This is a genomic window from Halarcobacter ebronensis (assembly GCF_013201825.1).
GTDB lineage: Bacteria > Campylobacterota > Campylobacteria > Campylobacterales > Arcobacteraceae > Halarcobacter > Halarcobacter ebronensis.
In genome coordinates this window covers 380,798-398,492 of sequence record NZ_CP053836.1, presented here as the reverse complement: position 1 = coordinate 398,492, position 17,695 = coordinate 380,798, and the positions used below count along the sequence as shown (strand labels likewise).

Here is a 17,695-nt window from a genome sequence, read left to right as displayed (position 1 = left end):
CTTATGCTGCTACTGGCGAAGCATTTACTGGCTCTTTATCAAGCACTCTACCTGCAGTTGCAGTTTTGTACATATTGTATGCAAACATAAAGAATCCAATTAGGTATAATAACCCACCAACAGCTCTAATTGTATAATATGGATGTAATACAGTTACAGTATCAATGAAAGAGTAAACTAATGAACCATATTCATCATATGCTCTCCACATCATACCTTGTGTAATACCTGCAATCCACATTGATGTAAAATATAAAACAATACCAGTTGTTTGTAACCAGAATTGAGTGTCTAGTAATGATTTAGAGTAAATTTCTCTACCATACATTCTTGGTGCCATATGGAAAAGTGCAGCCATAATCATGAATACAACCCATCCTAATACACCATCATGTACGTGACCTGGAATCCAATCTGTAAAGTGCGCAATTGCATTAACAGATTTAATAGATTGAATTGGTCCTTCAATTGTTGATAACATATAGAAAGTTGAAGCTAATACCATAAATTTAATAAGTGTATTAGTTTGTAACTGTTGCCACTCACCTTTCATTGTTAAAAGCATATTAATTGCAGAACCCCAAGATGGAAGAATAAGTACAACTGACATTACAGAACCCATAGTTTGCATCCAGTCTGGAACAGTAGAGTAAACTAAGTGGTGTCCACCTGCCCATAGATATACAAACATTAATCCCCAGAATGCTAAGATTGATAACTTATAAGAGTATACATTTTGTCCAGACTCTTTTGGTAAGAAATAATAAATCATAGCAATAATTGGTGTAGTAAATACGAATGCAACTGCATTGTGCCCATACCACCATTGAACTAATGCATCATTTGACCCTGCATACATTGATACAGAGTGAATCCATGAACCATATCCAGATACTAACATTGTTGGAACTTCTAAACTATTGAATAGGTGTAACATTGCAACAGCTATGAAACATGCAATATAATACCAAATAGAGATATAAAGTGTTCTTTCTCTTCTAATCCCAATAAGTCCGAAAATTCCAATACCCCATAGTACCCAGAAAACAACAATAAGAATATCTAAAGGCCATTCTAATTCAGCATACTCTTTTGAAGTTGTAATCCCAGCAAATAGCGTTACAACAGCTAAAAGAATAGTAATAAAATAAACTATAAAATGTAGTTTACCTATTGCTAAAAGAAATGGAGACTCTTTTAGAGATACTTTTAATACCCTTTGACCTACATAATACCATGTAGCAAAAATACCACTTAGAGTAAAACCAAACGCAACACCATTAGTGTGTAATGGTCTTAGTCTACTGAAAGTACCATACTCCCCAGCTAAATGATTTAACTCAGGAAATGCTAGTTGAAACGCTAAGACTACACCTAACGTTAAACCAATGATACCAAACAGAATTGTTGCAAATGTGAATAGCTTTGCAATTGAGTAATCATACTCGATTCTAGCACCGTCTTGCATCAATCTCCTCCTACTAATTTTTTTACAAGTCACTTTACTGTCACTTATCGAACTAATCATATCGAAGGAAAACTTAAAATTAACAAAAAATTAACACTTTTTTTAATCAATCTAATAAATATTTTTTTTTAAGTTTAGATTAATTAATTGTGATTGTTTGAAGATATCTATAACTCTTAATATTATCTATTTTAGTGGTTTTTTAGTGCCTGCTGTGCATCCCTCTGCATAGTTTTTTGCTTCAAATCTTCCCTTTTGTCATGCAATTTCTTACCACGAGCTGTTGCAATTTGCATTTTTATCATATTTTTTGAATTAAAATATAATTTTAATGGCACTAATGTTATTCCATCTTTTGTTACCTTTGAATAAAGTTTGTCTATCTCTTTTCTATGTAATAAAAGTTTTCTAGCTCTTCTTTCATCTGGTCTATAAGTTGAATGAGTTGTGCTTAGATGAGTTATATGCATATTTAAGACAAATACTTCATTTTTAATAATTCTCACATGGGTATCTTTTAGATTTACCCTACCTTCTCTAGCAGCTTTTACTTCACTTCCTTCAAGTACAACACCCACTTCTAATGTATCTAAAATCTCATAATCATGAAATGCTTTTCTATTTTTAAAAACTAAGTTTTTTTTAATCTCTTTTTTACTCATCTATTACCTTAAAAAAAGAACTTCCACTTCCACTAAAAAACCAATCTTTTTTATTGTATTCATTCAATTCTGGATAAGAATCAAGTGAAGATTCAAAGAGGTCATTTGCTTCATATATATTGTAGTTTAACAAAATATCTTTTGATTTCATATTTAATAACTTCTCTTTTAATTTATTATCAAGCTCTTTATAATGATTTTTTCTAAAAGATGTAAATATTTTTCCAGTATTACACTCTATTTTAGGTGTAATTACTTCAAAGTCTAAAGGTTCTTCATCAAATTTTTCAACAATCTCTCCAATACCCGTTACATTTGCACTATTGTACTCATATATAAAAAAAGGTACATCTGCACCAATTTGAACACCTATTTTTGCCAGTTCATCTTTTGAAAGATTTAAAGAACAAACTTCATTTACCATTAACATAAATATTGCAGCATTTGAACTTCCACCTCCAAGTCCTGCAAACTCTGGAATAGTTTTATCTACAATTACACAATGTTTTTTAAAATATTCTTCAACTTCAGATGAAAGTTCTTTTAGTTTCAAATAAGCTTTATATATTGTATTTTTTTTAGTTTCACATCCAAAATTCCCAACAAGTGTAAAGTCACTGAAAATTCCTTCGTCAAAACTTATTATGTCATATAATGAAGGTACAATGGCAAACCTAGAGACTATCTCATGATAATCTCCTCTTTTGCCTGCAATTTTTAAAAAGATGTTAACTTTTGCAAAAGATCTTCTAACCACTTACTTGAACCTTATTTAATAGATATTTAACTTCATCATTTTGAATTTGGATTATACTAAAAAAATCATCAAATTTTATAAGATACTCCCCATTTTCTTGAAACTTAAAATATCCCTTTTGTATCTTTTTGCCATTTTCAAAATAGCTTTTGTCTCCCATATAGATATTCTCTTTTAAATCTAGATAATCTAAAGGATTTAGCTCTTTTTCATCTTCAAATTTAAATGCACCCTCATTTAATCTATTTAAAAAACTTAGTGTACCTTTTACCTCTAATTTTTCCAATAAAATCTGAGCTAAACTTCTTATATATGAGCCTTCACTTACAGTTGCTTCAAAGGTTACAAAAGGGTGTTTATATGAGATAAATTTAGTATCTATAACTTGCATTGTTGAGAGTTTCATATCAACTTCTTGACCACTTCTTGCCAAGTCATATGCTCTTTTCCCATCAATTTTTTTTGCTGAAAATTTTGGAGGATAGTATTTATGTTCTCCTACTAAGTTTTGAATCTCTTTATTTAAAATTTCAATATTTATTCTTTTTTCTTCTTTTATTTCAATAATATTCTCAATATCTAAAGATTCAGAAGTTGCACCTAACCAAACAACTGCTCTATAAGTTTTGGGTGTTTTTTTAAGATATTGGAAAAGCTTAGAATATTGTCCAAAAGCAACAATTAAACAGCCGCAAGCAAAGGGATCTAAAGTTCCACTAAACCCAGCTTTTTTATTTCTATATTTTCTTTTTATCTCATTTAAATATGAGTTTGAACTTTTAAATATTGGTTTATTTACTACAATTAATTTATTTAATTGAGTATTATCGTATAATCTTTTTTGCATAAATTATTTAGATTTTTTCAACAAATGATGAAAGAATATCCCTTCTTTGCCCACCAAAGTTTATGGTTAGTTTAAAATCTTTGCCAGCCTTTTCTGCTTTTTGAACTCGTCCCATACCAAAGATTTTGTGTTGAACTAAATCCCCTTTTTTATATGAAGATTGTTTTTCTATTGTAAGGCTTCCTTTTATAAGGCCTGATTCACTTAAAAATCTACTCTTTAATAAAGTAGCTCTTTTACCTTTGTAAAATCTAGAATGAACAAATGAGAGAGTTAAAGTATCCATAGCTCTTGTTAGGGCAACATATCCCAATCTTCTCTCCTCTTCTATGTCACTTCCATCACCAATTATAGGGAAAAATCCTTCTTCAAGTCCAATTACAAATAGATGTTTATACTCTAAACCTTTTGAAGAGTGAATACTCATCATTGATACAGCTTGATCTGTTAACTCGCTTTGTTCAGACTCTAAAGCAATTTCATTTAAAAAATCTTCTAAATTTAAGTGTGGATTTTGAATAAAAAAATCTCTAATATATCCATAAAACTCATCAATATTCCCTTGTCTATCAAAACCATCAGGAACATTATCAAAAGAGGCTCTATAATCAAAAGTCTCTTCAAATGAGTCAAGAAATCTCATCTTTGATTCCTCTAACATATCTCTTAAATCCATAATAGAAGCTATAAAAACTTTTAAAGTTCTTGAGTTTTTCTTTCCAACAATGGTTGATAACTCCTCAGGAGAATACTCTTCTAAAATATTAAAAATAGGTTTTTTTGTCTCATTTGATAAATCATCTAGTTTATCGAGTGTTGTTTTTCCTATCCCTCTTTTTGGTTTGTTAGCCACTCTTTTTAGTGAAAAATTATCAGTAGAATTTGTTAAAAGTCTAAAGTATGCAATTAAATCTTTAATCTCTGCTCTTTCATAGAACTTCATTCCACCAATAAGTCTATAGTTTATTCCAGCTCTATTAAACCCCTCTTCCAAAGATCTTGAAAGTGCATTTACCCTAAATAAAATTGCAATATTTCTTGCAGATTCACCCCTTGCTACAAGTTTAGTTATATCATCAATTATTTTTCTTGTCTCTTCATTTTCGTCACTTGATTCATAAACTTTTACACTCTCACCCTTTTCTCTGGTTCCAATAAGCTTTTTACCAAGTCTGTCTCTATTGTGTTCTATTAATTGATTAGCGTGTTCTAAGATTGTATCAGTAGATCTATAGTTCTCTTCTAACTTAACAATTTTTGTATCTTTAAAATTATCTGCAAAATTTAGAATATTTTTAATTGTTGCACCTCTCCAACCATAAATAGATTGGTCATCATCACCAACAACACAAAGGTTGTTGTGTGTAGTACAAAGTTTTCTTAGTAGTTTATATTGTAATTCATTTGTATCTTGATACTCATCTACCATTATAAACTGATATCTTTGGCTGGTTTGCTTGGCTAACTCCTCATTTTTTTCCAAAATAAGATAAGGAAGAAGTAATAAATCATCAAAGTCAACTAGATTGTTTTTTAAAAGGTAAGCTTCATATTTTTCATAAATATCAGCAATTTGTTGGTAAAGTTTAAGTTGTGCTGCTATTTTTGCTTCACTTGGAGTTAATAATGTATTCTTATATTTTGAGATCTCTGAAACCAATAATGATGTCGTTATTTCTTTATCAATTGTTTTTAAAATTCTTTTTTTATCGTCATTATCAATAATAATAAATGAGTTCTTTCTATTTAATTCACTCATATGAAATTTTAAAAAAAGTAATCCAAATTTGTGAAAAGTACAAAGAAGTGGTGGAGTGTTTACAGAAGAAGAATCTATCATAGCATAAGCTCTTTCTCTCATCTCAGTTGCCGCTTTATTAGTAAAAGTCAGCGTTAAAATAGAGCTTGGATCAATTCCAATAGAGATTAAATATGCAAGTCTAGTAGTAATTGTTTTAGTTTTACCAGACCCAGCTCCTGCTAAAATTAATAAAGAGCCATCGATATGTTGAGCAGCTATTTTCTGCGATTCATTAAGTGAATTTAAAAAATTTTCCGACATTTCTTCTCCATTTATATATAAATTATATCATATTTTCTATAAATTAACTCTTCTTTAATATTTTTATCTATAAACAAATGTTATTATTATCATTACAAATTATAAAAGGTATTCAAGAATGTTAACAGATTTTGCAAAATTAGAGACTTTCTTAACAGTAGTTAGAGAAAAATCTTTTTCTAAAGCTTCAGCTAAATTAGGTATTTCACAACCTGCTGTAACTCAACAGATGAAATTTATTGAAGACTATCTTGATGTACAAGTTGTTGATAGAAAGAAAAATGGTATTAGGTTAACCAAAGAAGGACAGATGCTTTATGCAATTGCACAAAAAATTGAACGATGTGTAAACAACGCAGAAAAAGAACTTCTTAAAATAATGAATAAGGATGTAACTTTTGTATTTGGTGCATCGTTTATTATTGGTAACTATATCCTTCCAAGATTTTTAAATAACTTGAAAGAGAACATCAACAATGATGTTTCAATTAATGTTTCAGTTTCACATAAAGCTATTGAAGACTTATTAGATAAGAAAATTGATATGGCGCTTGTTGAAAACTATATTCCTGATGATGAGATTATCTACAGAGAATGGATGGATGATGAGATTGTAATCTTCTCTAACCAAGAGTTACCTGCAAAAGCAAAAGCTGCTGATCTTGTATCTTATAAATGGGTATGTAGAAATCCTGATTCACATACAAGATTAATTTTTAAAGAATCACTTGAGAAAGCAAACTATCCAGATTGTGATACATTTGATGTAACAAGTGAAGTAACAAGTGCAACAACAATTGTGCAAACTGTTTTACACTCAGATAAAAATGATAGACCAACTGTTTCAATTGTATCAAGAAATGCAATTGAGTCTTTACTTAAAGCTGGTGCTTTATATGAGTCAAGAATTGGTAATCATAAAATGTCTAGAAAACTATATATTGCTTATAGAAAAGATAGAAAACACGACGCATTTATTGAAAATGTAGTTGATTATTTATTAAAAATTAAATAGTACTAAGAGAAAAACTCTTAGTATTTTAATCCCTCTTTTAATAAAGCTTCCCTAATATTTTTTATTTGTTGATGTTTATTTTTGCACCATGAAGGTGAAAGAAGTGTACTATTATCAATTCCAGCAGTCACTCTTTGAACTGATATATTATCGGGTAACATTTTTATAGACTTTACAACTGTATCTATATATAACTCTTCTGATATTGGAGTAAATAATCCTTTTTTAAACTCTTTTGTAAGAAGAGTATTTTTAACCACATACAGAGGGTGAAACTTTATTGAATCAACTTTTAATTCAATAGTTTTTTTCAAAGTCTCCAACATCATCTCTTGAGTCTCATCAGGAAGTCCATAAATTAAATGACCACACACTTTCAAATCTCTTTGTTTAGTCTTTTTAATCCACTTAAGCATATTTGCAGAGTCGTCACCTCTATTTATCTTTTCCAAAGTCTCATCATAAAAAGATTGTATTCCATACTCCACCCAAATCTCTTTATCTTTTGATAACTCTTCTAAAAAATCAAGTATCTCATCGGTCATACAATCAGTTCTTGTACCAATAGATAATCCAATAACATTCTCAAAACTTAGAGCTTTTGTGTATAAAGCTTTTAGCGTTTCCAAAGGAGCATAAGTGTTTGTAAAAGATTGAAAATATACAATAAATTTTTTTGTCCCAAACTTGTTTTCAAGTCTACTTTTTGTTGCATTAAACTGTAGTTCAAGTTGTGCTAATTGTCTTTCTAAAAATGGATTTTTTTCTACTCTTGGATTAAGTTTAAAAGCAGGTTTTCTCTCTTGTAAATTTGGAGAAAAAGAGTCATTTTCACAAAAACTACATCCTCCACGCGCTACTGTTCCATCAATATTTGGACAAGTAAAACCTGAGATAGAGATAGGTACTTTGTAAATCTTTTCTTTAAACTTTTTTTTGAAGTACCTACCAATAGTAAGTACTTCTTTTGCTCTGTTTTTTGTCGAAGTTTTTTTATTTTGTAACGAAATAGTCACCATCAAAACTTTCTAGGGCATAATGTCTGTCATTTCCTATAGAGTTAACCAAATCCTCTATTGATAGATACTCTAAAGTGTCCGCTTCAATATACTCACAAATTTCTTCTTTTGTCATTCTATGAGAGATTAACTCCTCTTTTGACGGAGTATCTATTCCATAAAAACAAGGATATTTTATCTCTGGACTTGCTACTCTAAAGTGAACCTCTTTTGCTCCTGCTTCTTTAAGCATTCTAACAATTCTTTTTGAAGTGGTACCCCTTACAATAGAGTCATCAATTACAAGAAGAGATTTCCCTTCGATAAGTGATCTCATAGGAGAGAGTTTCATTTTAACTTTCATATTTCTCATCTCTTGAGTTGGTTCAATAAAAGTTCGTCCCACATAATGATTTCTAATAATCCCATATTTAAAAGGTATTTTACTCTCAGAAGCATATCCAAGAGCTGCTGGAACACCAGAGTCTGGAACAGGAATCACCATATCAACATGAATTCCATTTCCTTTATCATTTTTTGCCAGTGTTTTCCCCATATTTTCTCTTGTATTATATACATTTTTACCATCTATTTCAGAGTCAGGTCTTGCAAAATATACATACTCAAATGCACAAGGTCTAAATTCAGGTTCAAATAGTTGAATTGATTCTGGTTCATCACTCTTTTTAGAGAATATTAACATCTCACCTGGTCTAATATCTCTAATAAACTTCGCATCTACAAGCTCAAATGCACAAGTTTCACTTGCAACTATGTATCCCCCAGATTTTAATTTACCTAAAGATAGTGGTCTAATTCCATATCTATCTCTAATAACAAATTGTTTATTTCTTGATTGAATAATAAAGCAGTAAGCACCTATAGTCTTTTGCAGTGCCTCTTCAATTCTATCTCTTAATCTATCTTTTGAATTCTTTGCTATTAGATGGATAAGATTCTCTGTGTCCATTCCTGTTTGGAAAATTGCACCGTTATCTATAAGCTCTCTTCTTACTTCATCTTTATTTATTAAGTTTCCGTTATGAACTATCGAAATTTCACCTAACTTATACTTTGCAAAAACTGGCTGGGCATCTAAAATAGAGTCTCCACCTGCTGTAGAGTATCTATTATGACCTATTGCCATATCACCTTTTAAATATTTTAATGCTTCATCGGTAAAAACCTCTGAAACCAATCCTCTATCTTTTTTTGTATAGATTTTTCCATCACATGAAGAAGATATACCTGTAGCTTCTTGTCCCCTATGTTGCATAGAGAAAAGAGCCAAAGAGGCTAATCTTGCTGCATTTTCATTACCATAAATACCAACTATTGCACACATTTATAAAACCTTTACCTTATTATTAAAGACCCAAACAGTCATTAATTGAGTATAATCCTGGCTCTTGGTTAACAAGCCATTTTGAAGCTTTTATAGCTCCTTTAGAGAATGTATTTCTTGATGTTGCTGTATGATTTAATTCAATAAATTCACCATCATTATAAAGACCAACTGTATGTCTTCCAACAATATCACCACCTCTTAAACTCATTACACCAATTTCATCTTTAGTTCTTGCACCAATTTCACCGTCTCTTCCAGAAACTCTCACTGCATCAAGATCTAAATCTCTTGCTTTTGCAGCATTTTCTGCTAAAGTTAGTGCTGTTCCAGATGGAGAGTCAACTTTATATCTATGGTGTTGTTCAACAATCTCACAATCAAACTCTCTTAAGGCTTTACTTGCAAGTGCAACTAATTTATTTAGTACTGCAACTCCCAAGCTCATATTTGTAGCATATAAAATAGGTACTATTTTAGAAGCTTCAATAAGCAAATTTTGTTGATGCTTATTAAATCCTGTTGTAGCAATTACCAATGGCTTTCCACCATTTTCAATTACCTCTTCTAGTAGGCTTTGTGTAGCAGTAGGGGCAGAAAAGTCAATTACAACATCACAAGAATTAAGTAACTCTTTCATACTATTTGTTACAACTGTACCCTCTGGCACACTTTTTGTAAGTTTATCAAATACATGACAAGCTGAAAGTTTAGCCTCTTGATCCAAAGCTAAATCATCAATTAAAAGTGTACCAACTCTACCTGTACTTCCTACAATACCTACATTTACCATCTAATTTTACCTTTTATCCTAAATATTCAATTATGTTTACTGCTGCTGTCGCACCATCACCTGCTGCACAAACAACTTGTTTTGCAGCTTCAATTCTAACATCACCTGCTGCATAAAGGCCAGGAACAGAAGTTCTCATTCTTAAGTCAACAATAACTTCACCTTGGTCATTTACATCACAAAGGAATGTACCATCATCTTGTTTTAATGGTTCATTTAATACATCTCTACCTACAAAAACAAAAACACCAGGTACTGCTAAATCTCTAATTTCCCCTCTGTCTCTATTTTTTACTTTTAATCCTGTAACACCTGATGCATCACCATAAACTTCTTCAACCATTACATTTGTTACTTCTTCAATATTTTCACAAGCTTTCATATGTTCAATTGTACTTGGAGCTGCTCTATATGTATCTCTTCTATGTACTAAATATACTTTTGAACAAATTTTTGAAAGATAAACAGCCTCTTCTAAAGCAGAGTCTCCACCACCAATTAGTGCTACTTCTTTACCTTTATAAAAAAATCCATCACAAGTTGCACAAGTAGAAATTCCTCTACCAAAAAACTCTTTCTCACCTTTAAATCCAGCACGTCTAGGAACTGAACCAGTTGCTAATAGAACCGATTTTGCTTCTTGAGTTTTCCCATCTGCAGTTGTTACAGTAAAAACATCACCACTTTTTGTAACTTTAGAAACTTGATTCATCTCATGTTTTAAACCAAATCTTTGGCACTGCTCTGGCCAACTTTGCATTAAATCCATACCTGATACAATTGCACCTTGTCCTGGATAGTTCTCTATCTCTGAACTACCTGTGATTTGTCCACCTGTCATACCCATCTCGAACATAGTTACGTTTTTTAAACCACCTCTTGTTGCATATAACCCAGCAGTAAGCCCAGCTGGACCTCCACCAATAATAGCTAAATCTAACATTGAATACATCCTTTTCTGTTTATACCAAATAAAAACATAATCCATAAAACCCTATTATGCACTTATTTAATATAAGGGCATAATAATACTAAAATAATATTAAGTATTTGGTTAATCAATTATGGAAAATATTTTTCCTTTAGTAATTTTTATCGTATTAAACTACATTTCTTCTAAAGATTAACTTTGATTAAATTTTATTGATATTTTATTAACTTACTTTAAGGTATTATATAGACTTTTAAATAAAGGCTTTATAATGGAACTACTAGATAATTTTATATCTTCAGCTTCTAGTTTTGTATGGGGTGTTCCTATGCTTATACTATTAGTTGGAACGGGATTATATTTAACAATAAGATTAAAAGGTATGCAGTTTTGGGCATTAGGTCATGCTGTAAAACTAATATTCAAAGATGAAAAAAGTGCAAAAGGTGATATATCACATTTTCAAGCTCTTATGACAGCACTTGCAGCAACAGTTGGAATAGGTAATATTGTTGGTGTAGCTACTGCTATCACATTTGGTGGACCTGGTGCAGTATTTTGGATGTGGGTTACAGGGCTTGTTGGTATGGCCACAAAATATTCTGAAGCAATTTTAGCTGTTAAATATAGAGAAAAAGGTAAACATGGGTATAAAGGTGGACCTATGTATTACTTGGCAAATGGATTAAAAATGCACAAATTAGCTTTTGCCTTTGCACTATTTACAGTTATTGCATCTTTTGGAATTGGTAATATGACTCAATCAAATGCAGTCGCAAATGCACTATATTCACAATTTGACATACCAACTTGGGTTACAGGTATAGTTTTACTTACAATTACATCTTTTGTTGTTATTGGTGGTATTAAATCAATTGGGAAAACAACATCTTTTTTAATCCCATTTATGATTATTATATATCTTCTTACTTCTTTTGCAATAATTGTTACTAACTTTGACAAAGTTGGTAATGCATTCTATTTGATTTTTTATCATGCTTTTAATCCAATTGCAGCGGGTGGTGGTTTTGCAGGAGCAGCAGTTGCAGCAGCAATTAGATATGGTATTGCAAGGGGTGTATTTTCAAATGAATCAGGTCTTGGTTCTGCTCCTATTGCAGCAGCAGCAGCCAAAACCGATGACCCTGTAAAACAAGCTTTAGTTTCTATGACTCAAACATTTATTGACACATTACTTGTATGTACAATGACAGCAGTTATTATTCTTATGGCTCCAATTTGGACTACTGGTGGTAATGCTGGAGAATTAACATTAAAAAGTTTTCACTTCTTTTTAGGTGATTTTGGTTCAATTATTATAGTAATAGCAACAATATTATTTGGATATTCAACAATTCTTGGTTGGTCTTATTATGGAGAGAGAGCCTTCGAATATATTTTCGGTTCAAAATCAATAAAACTTTACAGAATTATTTTTGTTAGTTTTATTGTTGTTGGAGCAATGACTGAACTTAAACTTGTATGGAATTTTTCAGACCTAGCTAATGGTTTAATGGCAATTCCTAACTTAATAGCTCTCCTTCTACTTTCTAAAGTTATAACTGAAGAAACTAACAGATACTTCAAAAAATAGTACAAGCTTCTGCTTGTACTAGAAATAAATTAAAATTTAAAAATTTTTTTTAATGCCATATTAAAGACATATTCTCCCTATATACTTCCCAAATAATAATTCTAACGAAGGAGAATAGATGGAAGAAATTATTGAAGCCTATACAGGGGTTACCTCTGAAGGGAAGAAGAGTAGAACACCAGCAACATTAGATAAAGCATTAACTGCTTCAGGTGTACTACTTGCGATTTTTATGATGGCACATATGTTTTTTGTATCAACAATATTATTTGGTGAAAAAACAATGTACACAGTAACAAAAATGTTTGAATTGGATTTCATTTTTGATGGAGGCTTACCTATTATAGTAAGCGTATTTGTTGCAATAGTAACTATAATCTTTATAGTTCATGCAATTTTAGGTGTTAGAAAGTTTCCAACTTCATATAAAGCTTATTTAAAAATAAGAGAACACTCTAAAATGATGAAACATTCAGATACATCAATGTGGATGTTTCAATGGATTAGTGGTTTTATAATGATGTTCATAGCTATGATTCACCTTTATATTATGTTTACTCAACCTGAAAATATTGGGCCATATGCAAGTTCACACAGAGTAGTAAGTGAGAATATGTGGCTTTTATATATGGTTCTTCTTATCTGTGTTGAATTACATGGGTCAATTGGGCTATACAGAGCTGCAATGAAATGGGGATGGTTTGATGGTAAGAATCCTAAAGAGACTAGACAAAAAATGATTAAAGCAAAAAAATTTGTAAGTATCTTCTTTTTAGCTTTAGGAGTTGCGACATTACTTACATACGTTAAAATTGGTGTTGAAAGAGCTGATCATCTTCCAATGAAATATAATCCAAATAATTCAATAGAAATAACAAAGTAAAGGTGTAACTATGAAAATTAAATATTGTGATGCATTAGTTATTGGTGGAGGATTAGCAGGATTAAGAGCTGCTGTTGCTGCTGCACAAAAAGGTTTAAGTACAACAGTTTTAAGCCTTGTTCCAGTTAAGAGATCTCATAGTGCTGCTGCACAAGGTGGGATGCAAGCTTCTTTAGGTAATGCAAAGATGAGTGAAGGTGACAACGAAGATGTACACTTTACAGATACAGTAAAAGGTTCAGACTGGGGATGTGACCAAGAGGTTGCAAGAATGTTTGTTACAACTGCACCAAAAGCGATTAGAGAGTTAGCGTCATGGGGTGTGCCTTGGACAAGAATTAAAAGAGGTAATCATGAAGCGGTTATCAATACAAAAAGAACAACAATCTTTGAAGATAATGATAAACATGGACTTATCAATTCAAGAGACTTTGGTGGTACAAAAAAATGGAGAACCTGTTATACCTCAGATGCAACAGGACATACAATGTTATTTGCAGTTGCAAATGAGTCATTAAGATTAAATGTAAATATAGAAGATAGAAAAGAGGCAATTGCATTAATTCACCATGAGAATAGATGTTATGGAGCTATTGTAAGAGATTTAATCACAGGAGAGATAGCTGCATATGTTTCAAAAGGGACATTAATTGCAACAGGTGGTTATGGAAGAATCTATGAAATCACTACAAATGCAGTAATTTGTGAAGGTATTGGTACAGCTATTGCTTTAGAGACAGGTATTGCAAAACTTGGAAATATGGAAGCTGTACAATTTCACCCTACTCCACTTTTCCCATCAGGAATCTTATTAACAGAAGGTTGTAGAGGAGATGGTGGAGTTCTAAGGGATAAAGATGGTCATAGATTTATGCCAGATTATGAACCAGAGAAAAAAGACCTTGCAAGTAGAGATGTTGTTTCAAGAAGAATGATGGAACATATGAGAAAAGGGAAAGGTGTAGAGTCACCATATGGAACTCACCTTTGGTTAGATATCTCTATTTTAGGTAGAGAACATATTGAGAAAAACCTAAGAGATGTACAAGAGATTTGTGAATACTTTGCAGGGATTGACCCAGCAGATGAAGGTAGAAAAGGTTGGGCACCAGTTCACCCAATGCAACACTACTCAATGGGTGGAATTAGAACAAAACCAACAGGGGAATCTCCAACATTAAAAGGTTTATTTAGTGCAGGTGAAGCAGCTTGTTGGGATATGCATGGATTCAATAGACTTGGTGGTAACTCAGTATCTGAGACAGTTGTTGCAGGTATGATTGTTGGTAACTACTTTGCAGATTTCTGTATCGAAAATCAAATTGATATTAAAACAGAAATTATAGAAAAATTTGTATTTGAGAAAGAGGCTTATATGAAAGAGCTTGTTTCAAAAGATACAGGTGAAGATGTATTTAGAATTAAAAACAGAATGAAAAGAATTATGCAAGAGTATGTTGGTATTTTTAGAGATGGTGAAGGTTTAGAAAAAGCTGTTTCTGAGTTAGAACAATTGTATGTTAAATCAAAAAATGTAGCAGTTAAAAATAAACAACTTAGTGCGAATCCTGAATTAGAAGAGGCATATAGAGTTCCAATGATGTTAAAAGTAGCACTTTGTGTTGCTAAAGGGGCATTAGATAGAACTGAATCAAGGGGAGCTCATACAAGGGAAGATTATCCAAAAAGAGATGATGCAAATTGGTTAAAAAGAACTCTTACTTCTTGGAAAGAGGGAGATTTAATGCCAACTGTTGAGTATGAACCATTAGATATTATGAAAATGGAGATCCCTCCAGGGTTTAGAGGTTATGGAGCAAAAGGTAACCTAATAGAGAATCCTCAAAGTGCGATAAGACAACAAGAGGTTGATGAGATTAGAGAAAAAATGGAATCAGAAGGTAAAGATAGATATGAGATTCAAGAAGCATTAATGCCGTTTGAATTACAAAGTGAATATAAAAGAGTAAATATAAGATTAGGGGATAAATGATGGCTAGAGAATTAACAATAAAAGTACTTAGATACGACCCACAACAAAAAAGTAATGGTTCAGTAAAGGCCTATTTCCAAGAGTATAAAATTAAAGAAGCAGATAGTATGACAATCTATCTTGCTCTTACACAAATTAGAGAAACGCTAGATGCAGGTCTTAGCTTTGACTTTGTTTGTAGAGCAGGAATTTGTGGTAGTTGTGCTATGATGATTAATGGTAGACCAAAGTTAGCTTGTAGAACACTAACAAAAGATTTGCCAAATGAGATTATTTTACTACCTCTTCCTACATTTAACCTTATTAAAGATTTATCTGTAAACACTGGTGTTTGGATGGATGCTATGAGTAAGAGAGTTGAATCTTGGATCCATTCATCAAAAGAGATTGATATTGCAAATATAGAGGAGCCTGTTGAGCCTGAAGTTGCGGATGCGGTATTTGAACTTGATAGATGTATTGAGTGTGGATGTTGTGTTGCTGGATGTGGTACTAAACTTATTAAAGAGGATTTCGTTGGTGCGGTTGGACTTAATAGAGTTGCTAGATTTGAGTGTGATCCACATGATGAAAGAACGATTGATGATTATTATGAGTTAGTTGGTGATGACAATGGTATATTTGGTTGTATGACACTATTAGGTTGTGAAGATACTTGTCCTAAACACTTACCTTTACAAAACAAAATAGCTTATATGAGAAGAAAACTTGCTACTGTGCAAGGTTCGTAAGGAGAAAAAAATGGGAAAAATTACACAAAACGATATAAAACAGAGTATAGCAGATGCAGTACAATATATTTCGTACTACCACCCAGAGGATTTTGTAAAAGGGATGGTAGAAGCATATGAGAAAGAGAAGAGTGAAGCTGCAAAAAATGCAATAGGACAAATATTAATAAACTCAAAAATGTGTGCAATGGGACATAGACCATTGTGTCAAGATACAGGGAGTGTAAATGTATTTGTAAAAATAGGAACAAAAGCCGAGCTTGATATAACAAATGAATTAGAAGATATTATAAATGCAGGTGTAGCTCAAGGATATACACATCCAGATAATACCTTAAGATACTCAATAGTAAGTGATCCAGCAGGTGAAAGAAAAAATACAAAAAATAATACACCAGCAGTAATTCACTATAGTATTGATAACTCAGATAAAATAGAGTTTACAGTAGCAGCAAAAGGTGGAGGAAGTGAAAATAAATCTAAATTTGCTGTGTTAAATCCATCTGACTCTATTTATGATTGGGTTATGGAAAATGTAAGAAATATGGGAGCAGGATGGTGTCCTCCAGGAATCTTAGGAATTGGTATTGGTGGTAATCCAGAAAAAGCAATGCTTATGGCAAAAGAGTCTTTGATGGGTCATGTTGATATTCATGAACTAAAAGAGAGAGGTGCACAAAATGCTTTAGAAGAGTTAAGACTTAAACTATATGAAGATATTAATAAAATAGGTATTGGAGCACAAGGACTTGGTGGTATTACAACTGTATTAGATGTTAAAATTTTAGATTACCCATGTCATGCAGCATCATTGCCAGTTGCAATGATTCCAAACTGTGCTGCAACAAGACATATCCACTTTGAATTAGATGGGAATGGAGCAGCTAAATTTAATAAACCAGATTTAGATTTGTGGCCAGATATTGAACTACCTATGGATACAATTAAAAGAGTAAATATAGAGGATTTAACAAAAGAGAAACTTCAAGAGTTTAAATCAGGTGATACTCTGTTATTAAGTGGAAAAATCTTAACTGCAAGAGATGCAGCCCATAAAAAAATAGTTGAATATAAAAATGCTAATAAACCATTGCCAAATGGGGTTGAACTAAAAGATAGATTTATCTATTATGTTGGACCAGTTGATCCAGTAAGAGATGAAAAAGTTGGACCAGCGGGACCAACAACATCTACAAGAATGGATAAATTTACAAAAGATATGATGGAGATTGGTATTATGGGTATGATTGGTAAGGCTGAGAGAAAGCAACCAACAATTGATTTAATCAAAGAGTATAAATCAATGTACCTAATTGCAACTGGTGGAGCAGCATATTTAATTTCACAATCAATCAAAGATGCAAAAGTATTAGCATTTGAAGAGCTTGGTATGGAAGCTATTTACGAGTTTGACGTAAAAGACATGCCTGTTACTGTTGCTGTTGACACTGAGGGTAATTCTATTCACACTACTGGTCCAGCTAAATGGAGAACTATCTAAAATAATTAGTCTTAAGGGGATTCCCCTTAGGATTAAAAACAGTCTCTATTCTAAATATATCTTTATATTTAAAAATTAATTAAAAAAATTCAAAAAAATCACATTAAAGTCATTT

At 31.7% G+C, this 17,695-nt stretch carries 15 protein-coding genes; 6 read left to right on the top strand and 9 right to left on the bottom strand.

The genetic code is table 11. The features are described 5' to 3' along the window. Nucleotide 1: 1 nt before the first annotated feature. The 5 genes from ccoN to AEBR_RS02015 all read right to left on the bottom strand — a co-directional run bounded on the left by ccoN (nucleotide 2) and on the right by AEBR_RS02015 (nucleotide 5,796). The gene (gene ccoN / locus AEBR_RS02035) at nucleotides 2–1,468 is read right to left on the bottom strand and encodes a cytochrome-c oxidase, cbb3-type subunit I (protein WP_128979772.1); all 1,467 of its coding nucleotides are present in this window, start codon (nucleotides 1,466–1,468) and stop codon (nucleotides 2–4) included. Nucleotides 1,469–1,659: 191 nt separating this feature from the next. Then, nucleotides 1,660–2,130, bottom strand: coding sequence for an SsrA-binding protein SmpB (gene smpB, locus AEBR_RS02030; protein ID WP_128979770.1), 471 nt, complete (start codon nucleotides 2,128–2,130; stop codon nucleotides 1,660–1,662). After that, the gene (locus AEBR_RS02025) at nucleotides 2,123–2,887 is read right to left on the bottom strand and encodes a 4-(cytidine 5'-diphospho)-2-C-methyl-D-erythritol kinase (protein ID WP_129086846.1); all 765 of its coding nucleotides are present in this window, start codon (nucleotides 2,885–2,887) and stop codon (nucleotides 2,123–2,125) included. Before AEBR_RS02025 ends, smpB begins: the two co-directional genes overlap by 8 nt. Continuing rightward, complete coding sequence (gene truB, locus AEBR_RS02020) at nucleotides 2,880–3,734, bottom strand: tRNA pseudouridine(55) synthase TruB (protein WP_129086845.1); 855 nt, start codon at nucleotides 3,732–3,734, stop codon at nucleotides 2,880–2,882. The genes AEBR_RS02025 and truB overlap by 8 nt, the downstream gene beginning before the upstream one ends. 7 nt (nucleotides 3,735–3,741) lie before the next feature. Continuing rightward, nucleotides 3,742–5,796 (bottom strand): ATP-dependent helicase, encoded by a 2,055-nt coding sequence (locus AEBR_RS02015; RefSeq protein WP_129086844.1) that lies wholly within the window; start codon nucleotides 5,794–5,796, stop codon nucleotides 3,742–3,744. Between the two features lie 118 nt (nucleotides 5,797–5,914). Between AEBR_RS02015 and AEBR_RS02010 the strand changes: the two genes are divergently transcribed. Next, nucleotides 5,915–6,811, top strand: a complete 897-nt coding sequence (locus AEBR_RS02010; protein ID WP_129086843.1) for a LysR family transcriptional regulator — start codon at nucleotides 5,915–5,917, stop codon at nucleotides 6,809–6,811. 17 nt (nucleotides 6,812–6,828) lie between these two features. On the opposite strand, the gene mnmL is transcribed toward AEBR_RS02010, so the two are convergent. From mnmL to trxB, 4 genes are read right to left on the bottom strand one after another with little or no spacing between them, the layout of a single operon-like run. Then, nucleotides 6,829–7,830: a tRNA modification radical SAM protein MnmL/YtqA gene (mnmL, locus tag AEBR_RS02005; RefSeq protein ID WP_129086842.1), complete on the bottom strand. Its 1,002-nt coding sequence runs from the start codon at nucleotides 7,828–7,830 to the stop codon at nucleotides 6,829–6,831. Then, nucleotides 7,805–9,154 (bottom strand): amidophosphoribosyltransferase, encoded by a 1,350-nt coding sequence (purF, locus tag AEBR_RS02000; RefSeq protein WP_129086841.1) that lies wholly within the window; start codon nucleotides 9,152–9,154, stop codon nucleotides 7,805–7,807. Before purF ends, mnmL begins: the two co-directional genes overlap by 26 nt. Before the next feature lie 22 nt (nucleotides 9,155–9,176). Continuing rightward, nucleotides 9,177–9,947 carry a 4-hydroxy-tetrahydrodipicolinate reductase gene (dapB, locus tag AEBR_RS01995; RefSeq protein ID WP_129086840.1) on the bottom strand — a complete coding sequence of 257 codons (771 nt, stop codon included), beginning with the start codon at nucleotides 9,945–9,947 and terminating at the stop codon, nucleotides 9,177–9,179. Nucleotides 9,948–9,960: 13 nt separating this feature from the next. Further along, the gene (trxB, locus tag AEBR_RS01990; protein ID WP_129086839.1) at nucleotides 9,961–10,890 is read right to left on the bottom strand and encodes a thioredoxin-disulfide reductase; all 930 of its coding nucleotides are present in this window, start codon (nucleotides 10,888–10,890) and stop codon (nucleotides 9,961–9,963) included. 259 nt (nucleotides 10,891–11,149) lie between these two features. Between trxB and AEBR_RS01985 the strand changes: the two genes are divergently transcribed. The 5 genes from AEBR_RS01985 (at nucleotide 11,150) to AEBR_RS01965 (ending at nucleotide 17,580) form a co-directional block, all read left to right on the top strand. Next, nucleotides 11,150–12,472, top strand: coding sequence for an alanine/glycine:cation symporter family protein (locus AEBR_RS01985; protein WP_128979752.1), 1,323 nt, complete (start codon nucleotides 11,150–11,152; stop codon nucleotides 12,470–12,472). A 118-nt stretch (nucleotides 12,473–12,590) separates the two neighbouring features. Continuing rightward, nucleotides 12,591–13,355, top strand: coding sequence for a fumarate reductase cytochrome b subunit (locus tag AEBR_RS01980; protein WP_129088450.1), 765 nt, complete (start codon nucleotides 12,591–12,593; stop codon nucleotides 13,353–13,355). A 10-nt stretch (nucleotides 13,356–13,365) separates the two neighbouring features. After that, nucleotides 13,366–15,348, top strand: coding sequence for a fumarate reductase flavoprotein subunit (locus AEBR_RS01975; protein WP_129088449.1), 1,983 nt, complete (start codon nucleotides 13,366–13,368; stop codon nucleotides 15,346–15,348). Further along, a complete protein-coding gene (locus tag AEBR_RS01970) occupies nucleotides 15,348–16,079 on the top strand; it encodes a fumarate reductase iron-sulfur subunit (RefSeq protein ID WP_172658836.1) in 732 nt (243 codons plus the stop codon). Before AEBR_RS01975 ends, AEBR_RS01970 begins: the two co-directional genes overlap by 1 nt. A 10-nt stretch (nucleotides 16,080–16,089) precedes the next feature. Then, complete coding sequence (locus tag AEBR_RS01965; RefSeq protein WP_172658835.1) at nucleotides 16,090–17,580, top strand: fumarate hydratase; 1,491 nt, start codon at nucleotides 16,090–16,092, stop codon at nucleotides 17,578–17,580. Nucleotides 17,581–17,695: the final 115 nt, after the last annotated feature.